This window comes from Kitasatospora sp. NPDC127116, from assembly GCF_042677365.1.
In the GTDB taxonomy this organism is placed as follows: Bacteria; Actinomycetota; Actinomycetes; order Streptomycetales; family Streptomycetaceae; genus Kitasatospora; species Kitasatospora lactacystinica.
The window spans coordinates 47,379-55,813 of record NZ_JBHXTL010000036.1 but is presented as its reverse complement, the minus strand read 5'-3'; the positions used below and the strand labels follow the sequence as shown (position 1 = coordinate 55,813).

Sequence of the window (8,435 nt, the reverse complement as noted above, 5' to 3'; positions counted from 1 at the left end):
GTCGGCGCCCGCCCACCACTCGCAGCCGCCCCCCGCGCCGGAGCGCGGGGGGGCCCCCGCCCCCCCCCCCACGACCGGCGGGGCGGCGGGGTGGTGGGTCAGGCCGGGTGGACGAGGCGGCTTTCGTGGGCGAGGACCACGGCCTGGATCCGGTCGCGGAGTTCGAGTTTCTGCAGGATGCGCCCCAGGTGGGACTTCACGGTCGCCTCCGCGAGGTACAGGGTGGCCGCGATCTCCGCGTTGGACAGGCCGCGGCCCACCTGGACGAGCACCTCGCGTTCGCGGGCGCTGAGCCGGCCCAGCCGCTCGTCGTGCTCGGGGTTGCGGCCGTCGGGGATGTGCGGGCGGAGGTTCTCCAGCAGGCGGCGGGTGATCCGCGGGGAGATCACCGCGTCGCCCGCGGCGACGTTGCGGATCGCGGTGAGCAGTTCCTCGGGCCGGGCGTTCTTCAGCAGGAAGCCCGAGGCTCCGGCGTTGAGTCCGGCGAAGGCGTACTCGTCCAGGTCGAAGGTGGTGAGGATGAGCACCCTGCTGTGCGGGGAGGCCGCGACGACCTGCCGGGTCGCCTCGATCCCGTCGGTCCCGGGCATCCGGACGTCCATGAGGACGACGTCGGGGCGCAGTTCCCGGGCGAGGCGTACGGCCTGGGCGCCGTCGGCGGCCTCGCCGACCGGTGCCATGTCGGGCTGGGCCTCCAGGACGGTGGCGAAGGCCATGCGGAGCAGCGCTTCGTCGTCGGCGATCAGGATGCGGATCGTCATGCGGGCGCCGCTTCGCCGCTGTCGAGCAGCAGGCGGGTGTGGACTCCCCAGCCGCCGCCCGGGAGCGGTCCGGCCCGCAGCGTCCCCCCGTAGGCGGCCGAGCGCTCGCGCATGCCGGGGATGCCGTGGCCGGACGGTGCGGCGATGGCAGTGGCGGGTTGTGGCGGGCGGGGGCCGCTGTCGGTGACGTCCACGGTGACGGCCGCGGTCGAGCAGTGGATGCGGACCGTGGCGCGGGTGCCGGCGGGTGTGTGCTTGAGGGTGTTGGTCAAGGCTTCCTGTACCAGTCGGTAGACGGTGAGTTGGGCGGTGGCGGGGATGTGGGCACGGCTGCCGTGGACGTCGAGGCGGGTGGGCAGTCCGGCGGCGCACATCTGGTCGGCGAGGGCCTCCAGTTGGGCGATGCCGGGCAGCGGGTGGCGCTGCGCGTCCGGTTCGTCGGCGCGCAGGACGCCCAGCGAGCGCCGCATGTCGGTCAGGGCCTGGCGGCCCGTCTCGGAGATCTGGAGCATCGCGGTGGTGGCCCTGTCGGGCGACCGGTGCTGGGCGTAGACGGCGGCGTCGGTGAGCGCGACCATGACGGACAGGTTGTGGGTGACGATGTCGTGCATCTCCCGGGTGATGCGCGTCCTTTCCTCGGCGACGGCCAGTCGCGCCTGCTGTTCCTGTTCGTGCTCCAGGCGGGCGGCCCGTTCCTCCAGGGCCGCGAGGTAGGCGCGCGTGGTGCGCACGTTCACGCCGAGGACGGCGGCGGCGACGACCATCGCGGTGACCGCGACGAACGGGGTCAGGAACGCGCCTTCCGTCGCCCAGCGCAGGCAGGCCAGCAGGGCGCCCGCCTCCACGAGGGCGCCGGCGACGAGCGTGCCGCGCCGGCCCGAGGTGGCGGCCACCGTGTAGAGGGCCACCAACAGGGCGACGTCCGCGGGCAGTTGGACTCCCGCCAGCCACTGGACGAGGGCCGCGGCCGCCACCGCGGCGAACACCGTGCGCGGGACCCGGCGCCGCCACAGCAGGGGCAGCGCGAGGGCGGCGGTGAGGGCCACGGCCACCGGCAGCTCGTGCGGCGGGCGCGTGGTCGCGGCGTTGAGGAGCAGGAGCGCCGGCAGCAGCGCGTCCCGTACCGCGGGCGGCAGCCGGGAGCCCCAGCGTGCGGCGGCTTTCACCGGTCGCGCCGCTCGTACGCGGGCGAGGTCGGCGTACTGCGTCAGTCGTGGGGCCGTGCCCGCCCACCACGTCCGCACCCTCGCCCGCACAGGCACGGGCGCCCGCACAGGCACCCGGTCCCGGTGGGCGTGGCCGGGTTCCGCGGCCGCCTCGTTCATCGCACGTCCCTGTCGATTCGGCGTCATGGTGGCCCCGGCCGGGGCCACCGCCGCCCCGGCACGGACCGCTGCCCGGTACGCGTACCGCGGCCCTGTTCACGGTAGGCCGCCGGCCCGCGCGGCACATGCGTCCACCGTCTGATCGCGCCGGGCCGGGATACGCCCGCAGGAGGAGTCCCGATACCTCCCGTGGTCGCAGTGCGGCCGCCGATCCGGCGTGCTCGACTGCTGCCGCGGTCGTACGGGGATGTTGCGCGGTTTGCGACCCCGGTCGCCCACGGCGGCGACCCGTGATCGATGCGGCGGCGCACGCCCGGCGCCGAGCATGGCCGGGTGACCGAGAACATCGCGGGACTGCCCATGTCCCCCCTGGAGATCCTCGCCCTGCTGGGTGCCGTCGCGCTGGTGGCGGCGCGCTGGCTTCCCCCCGCCGCCCGCCCGCGCGTGACGATCGCGGCGGGGGCGCTCCTCGTGCCGTCCGCGCTCGCGCTGGCCGTGACGGGGATCCGCTGGCAGCTGCTGCCGGTCCTGGCCGGCGCCGCCCTCGCGGCGCCGTTCGCCCTCTCCCCCCTGCTGCGGCGCCGGCGCCGTACCGGCCGGCCGGCGTGGCGGGCCCGCTGGTGGCTGGCGCTGCCGGGATCGGTGGCCTGCGCCGGCCTGATCGCCACCGGCCCGGTGGCCGCCTGGGCCTTTCCCGTGCCCGTGTTCCCCGAACCGTCGGGCGCCTTCGCGGTCGGCACCCGTGTGCTGCAGTGGACCGACCCGCGCCGCCCCGAGACCTTCACCGCCGATCCGAACGACCTGCGCACCGTCGTGGTCCAGCTCTGGTACCCGGCGCGGAAGAGCCCCGCGGGCACGCGGCGGGCCCAGTACCTGGGACGCACCGAGCGCGAGGCGCGCACCGTCTCCGAGGCCCTCGCCCGCGGCGTCGGCCTGCCGGGCTTCCTGGTCGACGGTGTTCCGCGGGCCCGCAGCCGTTCGGTCTTCGACGCCCCGGTGGCCGGCGGTGGCGAACGGTTCCCGGTCGTGCTGTTCTCCCCCGGGTCGGGCGGGGTGCGCACCCAGAACACCGCCTGGGCGGAGGAACTGGCCAGCCACGGCTACGTGGTCGCCGCCCTCGACCACCCGTACGACTCCGCCGCCGTCGTCCTCGCCGACGGCCGGACGGTCACCACCGAGACCGCCTCCAGCGGCGACCGGGACAAGGACGACGAGCTGGCGGCCGGCTGGACGGCGGTGCGGGCCGCCGACCTCGGCTTCGTCCTCACCCAGCTGGACACCCTGGACCGGGGCGGGATCGCCGACCCCCTGACCGGACGCCTGGACACCGGCCGGGTCGCGGTGAGCGGCCACTCCATGGGCGGCGCCGCCGCCCTGCAGGCGGCCCGGCAGGACCGCCGCTTCGCCGCCGTCCTCGACCTGGACGGCTACCCCCACGGCCCCACCACACCCGCCCTCGACCGGCCCACGCTCGCACTCACCCAGGCCCTCACCCCGGGAACCGACCCGCGCTACCTGCCCCGCCTCACCGAGGCACTCGACTCCAGCACCGCGACGAGCTACCGGCTCACCGTCCCCGGCGCCGCACATCTCACCTTTATGGACGGCCCCCTGTACCTGCCGCCCGTGCCCTCGCTCGTCGGCTCCCTGGGCCGCACCGAGAGCCCGCGCGTCGTCGCCGCGGCCACCCTCGCCTTCCTGGACGCCGTTCTGCGGGACCAGCCCGGCGACCCGGCTGGCGCCCTGCGGGCCTACGGCGACCTGAGCGTCCACCGCCCGGGCGGCCATGGGTGAGGCCGGGTGACGGGCGGCCCGGCGTCGGCCCGGTGACGGGTGGTTCAGCGCCGGCCCGGTGACGGGTGGTTCAGCGCCGGCCCGGTGCCGGGTGGTTCAGCGCCGGCCCGGTGCCGGGTGGTTCAGCGCCGTACGGGTGAACGAGCCGGGCGGCCCGCTCAGTGCCGGGCGACCGGTTCGGCCGTGAGCGCGCCGAGGAGGCCGAGCGCCTCCTCGGCCCGGCTGCCGGGCGCGGCCGTGTAGACGACCAGCAGGTGGTGCGCGGTGCCGGGGGCACGGAAGGTCTCGTAGTCGAGGGCGACCTCCCCGACGGCCGGATGGTGGAAGCGCTTGCGGCCGTGGCTCTTCTCGTGCACATGGCGCCCGGCCCACAGGGTGCGGAACTCCTGGCTGCCGAGGGAGAGTTCACCGAGCAGGCGGACGAGTTCGGGATCGTGCGGCCGTCGCCCGGCGGCCATCCGCAGGATGCCGACGGTGGTGCGGGCGGCCTCCGCCCAGTCGAGGTGGACCTCGCGCGCGTCCGGGTCGAGGAAGAGCCGGCGGGCCATGTTCCGTTCGCGCGGCGGCAGACGGGGGAAGTCGGCGATCAGCGCGGCGGCCATCCGGTTCCAAACCAGCACGTCGTTGCGGTCGTTCATGACCAGGGCGGGGGTGTCCGCCATCGCCTCGACCACCCGCCACAGCGCCGGGCGCAGCGCCTCCGAGCGCCCCGCCGTCCGGCCCACCGCCCGCCCCGCCGAACGCCCCGCCGCCCCGCCCGCCGCCCGGCGCGGCGGGCCGTCCAGGGGCAGGTGGACCCGGCCCGGCGGGAGGCGCTGGCGGCCGGGTTCACCGGGGCCCTGCACGTCCTGGGGGTCGTCCTGGCGGTGCTGTCCGCGGCGGGGGCGGTGCTCACCCACCGGGCTCTGCGGGAGCGGGGCGGGCGGGATTCGAAGGTGCGCCGGGGGTGAGCCGGGGGTGCGCCGGGGCGGTGCGCCGGACGGGCCGATGCCCCGTTGACGGCCGTGCCGCGCCCCTCTACAACGGAGCACAGGCCCCGATCCGCAACGGAGCACCGGCCCCGGACAGGCCGGCCCCGCCGCGGGGCACCACCGTCCACCGGGGCGGGCCCGACAGGTCCCGAGAGTTCCTGAGAGTTCCCGATTTCCCGACAGGTCCCGAGAGTTCCTGAGTTCCTGAGTTCCTGAGTTCCTGAGTTCCTGAGAGCTCGTGAGGAGCAATGCCATGGCTCCAGACGACAGCCGCTGCCCGGTGCTGGACATGACCGCCCGGCGCGTCCACCAGCAGAACGCGGAGCTGCGCGCCGCCGGACCCGCCGTACGGGTCGAACTCCCCGGCGGCATCATCGCCTGGTCCGTGACCCGCAGCTCGGTGATCCGCGCCCTGACCGGCGATCCCCGGATCTCCCGCGACCCGCGCAGGCACTGGCCCGGCCTGGCCTCGGTGCCCGAGGGGTGGCCGATGGGGCCGATCGCGTTCCAGCAGAACTTCTTCAACCTCTACGGCCGCGAACACCGCTCGGCACGACGGCAGATGGCGCCCTCCTTCTCGCCCCGCCGGGTGTCCGGGCTGCGGCCCCGGATCGAGGCGACGACCGCCGCCCTCGTCGGCGCGTTCCGCGGCCTGGGTCCCGGCGAGGCCGTGGACGTCCGCCGGGCCCTGTCGCTCCCGCTGACCATGACGGTGATCTGCGACCTCTTCGGCGTGCCCGCCGACATGCGGCCGCGGATCGGCACGTCGATGGACGCCCTGCTGACGACGACGGCCACGGCCGAGCGGATGACCGCCTCCCGGGCGGCGATCAACGTGGTGCTGACCGACCTGCTGGAGCTCAAACGGCGCTCCCCCGGGCCCGACCTCGCCACCGACGTGGCCGCCGTCGACACCGGCGACGGGACGGGCCGCAGCGAGGAGGAGTCCCGCGACATCCTCTTCCTGATGCTGGGCGCCGGGTACGAGACCGCGGTCAACCTCATCACCAGCGCCGTCCAGGCGCTCCTCACCCACCCCGGCCACCTGGCCCGGGTCCGCGAGGGCGGCCTCGGCTGGGGGGACGTCATCGAGGAGACCCTGCGCCACGAGAGCCCGGTGATGCACATCCCGCTGCGCTACCCGCTGGAGGACATCGACCTCGGCGAGGGCGTGGTCGTCCGGCGGGGCGAGCCGATCCTGCTCGGCTTCGGCGCGGCCGGCCGGGACCCGGAGGTCCACCCGCAGCGGCCGGACGACTTCGACCCGACGCGCCCCGACAAGGAGCACCTGTCCTTCGGCCACGGGCCGCACTTCTGCCTGGGCGCGCCGCTGGCCCGCCTGGAGGCCGAAGTGGCCCTGGAGGGGCTCTTCGGCGCCTACCCGGGCGCCGTCCTGGACCCGTCCAGGGCGGCGCCGGCCCGGTTGGAGTCCGTCATCATCAACGGCCCGTCCGAGCTCTGGATCGTCCCCACGCCCGCCCCGGCCGCCTGACCTCTGCCGCGAACGCCCGTTGTGCGCACGGTCGTTGCGGTACGGGCCGGCCGGCCCGGGAACCGGCCGAGGAAGGACTACGGGGTCACGGGTTCACGGGGCCGAAGATCGTGGTCGGCCTCGTCTGCTTCGGGGTCTCCAGGCTCTGCAGGCAGAGGGTGTACTTGGTGCTGCTGCGCTTGTAGGTGAAGTAGCCGTCGGCGGTGGAGAACTTCCTGCACGCGGCCTCGCCGTCGTCGGTGTCCTCCTCGCGGCCCACGACGCGGGCCTCGGCCTTGGGGTCGGAGCAGGGCACCACTTCGACGTCGGGGTTCTTGTCGACGAGGCCGGGCAGGGCGGCGGCGATCGGGTTGTTGTTGTGGATGCAGTCGCCGGCCTTGGCGAACTCGGGGTCGCGCTTCGCGACGAGGTAGATCACCGTGATCAGCAGCGCCGGGATGAGCACGCCGAGGATCGTGGGCCGCAGGTACACCGGCTTGCCGGGGTCCATCGGCGGGCGGGGCGCGCCGGGCAGCGGCTCCGCCAGCTTGTCGACCTTCAGGCGCTGCGGGATGTTGATCAGCATGATGATCGGGTTGACGATCATCGAGGGGATGCCCCACCAGCCCTGCCAGAGGCTGTCGGAGGTCATCTCGCGGTGGGTGGCGATGCCGCAGCTGCGGCAGAACGGCCCCCGGGTCTTCAGGTACTTCAGGATGATGATGAGGCCCAGGTGCCCGCGGAAGGTCGCGTCCACGGCCGGGACGGATCCGCAGTGCCGGCAGCTGAGCTGCCCCTCGCCGTAGCCGGGCAGGCCCGGGCCGGGTGCCGGGGCCTCGGAGGCGGGCTCGGTGGGCGCAGCGCTCTCGGGCAGCTCGGCAGACTGAGTGGAAATGGTGAAATCCCCCGTGACGGTCACGAATATGTGCGTCGGGAAACCTACCGCTGCCGGGGAGCCGGGAGGACCGATTTATTCACCGGCCGACGGAAGGTCGCCGAACCGTGATCACAAACCGGCCGATCGATGCCGAAACCTCCCCGGTCGGGCGTCCGACCGGCCCTGTCGGTGGCCCCGCGTACGGTCGTCCCATGGATGACCAGCAGGAATCGCACACGGCCGGAACTCCGGCGCACGGGGCGGCGCACGGGCCGGGAGACGACGTACGGCGGGCGTGGGGCCGGGTGACGGGGTGGCTGGAGCGGCACGACCCGGCGGTCTTCGCCTCCCTCGGCGGCCCGGCGAGCCGGGAGGACGTCGACCGGGCCGAACGGCGCATGGGCCTGACGCTGCCGCAGGAGTTGCGGCAGTGGCTGCTGGTGAACGGCATCGACGCCGGCACGCAGCCCGACATGCCCTCGTGCCTGGTGACGCGGGCCTGCGCCGTGCCCCTGCCCGGCGGCCACATCCTGCTCGGCCTGACGGACATCCAGCGGGTCCACCTCAGCCGGACGGCCCTGGAGGAGGCGGAACCGTCCGAGGACCCCGACTGCCCGTTCTGGCGCCGTACCTGGGTGCCGGTCGCCGCGGAGCGCGACGGGCTCTACGGGACGTTCCTGGACACGGCCACCGGAGCCGTCGGCACGTGGGCGGAGGCGTACTGCCCCGAGGAGGGCGTGTACGCCTCGCTGTCCGCGTTCTTCCACCATGCGGCGGACTGGCTGGAGGGAGCCCCCACGGGAGATTGGACCGGCCCCGGCAGGCCCGCCGCCTCCCGCGAGCCCGACCCCCGGCCGCAGGACGAGCCGATCCGCCGCTGGGCCCGCGCCCACGGCTTCCTCGTCAACGACCGCGGACGCGTCCCCTCGACCGTCCGCGAGGCCTACGAGGCGTCCCGGCGGTGAGCGGCCCCGCCGCCCCGCCGATGGCGCGGCGGCGAGGCGGTGCAGCCGTCGGCCGTGGCACCCGGTGGTGTGCGGCGCACGGAAAAAGAGTGAATCGGCGACCCTCGGTGGTGCCCGAACTGGCCTCGTGCGCGGCCTCAACGGCGCCCTGGCCGCACCTCGGTGGCCGTCCGGGATCCCTGGGGCGGGCGCCTGCCGGCAGGCGCCCACGCGGCCGTCCACGCCCTCATCAAAAGGGCTCTGACCTGGTGTTATTCCGAAATTCGCCTAG

7 protein-coding genes are annotated in these 8,435 nt (G+C 75.0%); 3 read left to right on the top strand and 4 right to left on the bottom strand.

What is annotated here, in order from left to right; all coding sequences use genetic code 11:
• Positions 1-98: 98 nt before the first annotated feature.
• Both ACFVHV_RS17065 and ACFVHV_RS17060 read right to left on the bottom strand, forming a co-directional pair.
• Positions 99-761, bottom strand: coding sequence for a response regulator transcription factor (locus ACFVHV_RS17065; protein WP_359906477.1), 663 nt, complete (start codon positions 759-761; stop codon positions 99-101).
• A complete protein-coding gene (locus tag ACFVHV_RS17060; protein WP_380351836.1) occupies positions 758-1,927 on the bottom strand; it encodes a sensor histidine kinase in 1,170 nt (389 codons plus the stop codon). The genes ACFVHV_RS17065 and ACFVHV_RS17060 overlap by 4 nt, the downstream gene beginning before the upstream one ends.
• Positions 1,928-2,383: 456 nt before the next feature.
• Between ACFVHV_RS17060 and ACFVHV_RS17055 the strand changes: the two genes are divergently transcribed.
• Positions 2,384-3,880 carry an alpha/beta hydrolase family protein gene (locus tag ACFVHV_RS17055; RefSeq protein WP_380351835.1) on the top strand — a complete coding sequence of 499 codons (1,497 nt, stop codon included), beginning with the start codon at positions 2,384-2,386 and terminating at the stop codon, positions 3,878-3,880.
• Positions 3,881-4,038: 158 nt separating this feature from the next.
• Here ACFVHV_RS17055 and ACFVHV_RS17050 read toward each other — a convergent pair whose 3' ends face one another.
• A complete protein-coding gene (locus ACFVHV_RS17050; protein ID WP_380351833.1) occupies positions 4,039-4,779 on the bottom strand; it encodes a transcriptional regulator in 741 nt (246 codons plus the stop codon).
• 325 nt (positions 4,780-5,104) lie between these two features.
• Between ACFVHV_RS17050 and ACFVHV_RS17045 the strand changes: the two genes are divergently transcribed.
• Positions 5,105-6,343 carry a cytochrome P450 gene (locus ACFVHV_RS17045; protein ID WP_380351831.1) on the top strand — a complete coding sequence of 413 codons (1,239 nt, stop codon included), beginning with the start codon at positions 5,105-5,107 and terminating at the stop codon, positions 6,341-6,343.
• An 85-nt stretch (positions 6,344-6,428) separates the two neighbouring features.
• On the opposite strand, the gene ACFVHV_RS17040 is transcribed toward ACFVHV_RS17045, so the two are convergent.
• Positions 6,429-7,241 carry a hypothetical protein gene (locus ACFVHV_RS17040; RefSeq protein WP_380351829.1) on the bottom strand — a complete coding sequence of 271 codons (813 nt, stop codon included), beginning with the start codon at positions 7,239-7,241 and terminating at the stop codon, positions 6,429-6,431.
• A 170-nt stretch (positions 7,242-7,411) separates the two neighbouring features.
• Here ACFVHV_RS17040 and ACFVHV_RS17035 point away from each other — a divergent pair, with 170 nt between their 5' ends.
• Entirely contained in the window at positions 7,412-8,164 is a 753-nt protein-coding gene (locus ACFVHV_RS17035) for a histone-like nucleoid-structuring protein Lsr2 (protein ID WP_380351828.1), read from the top strand.
• Positions 8,165-8,435: the final 271 nt, after the last annotated feature.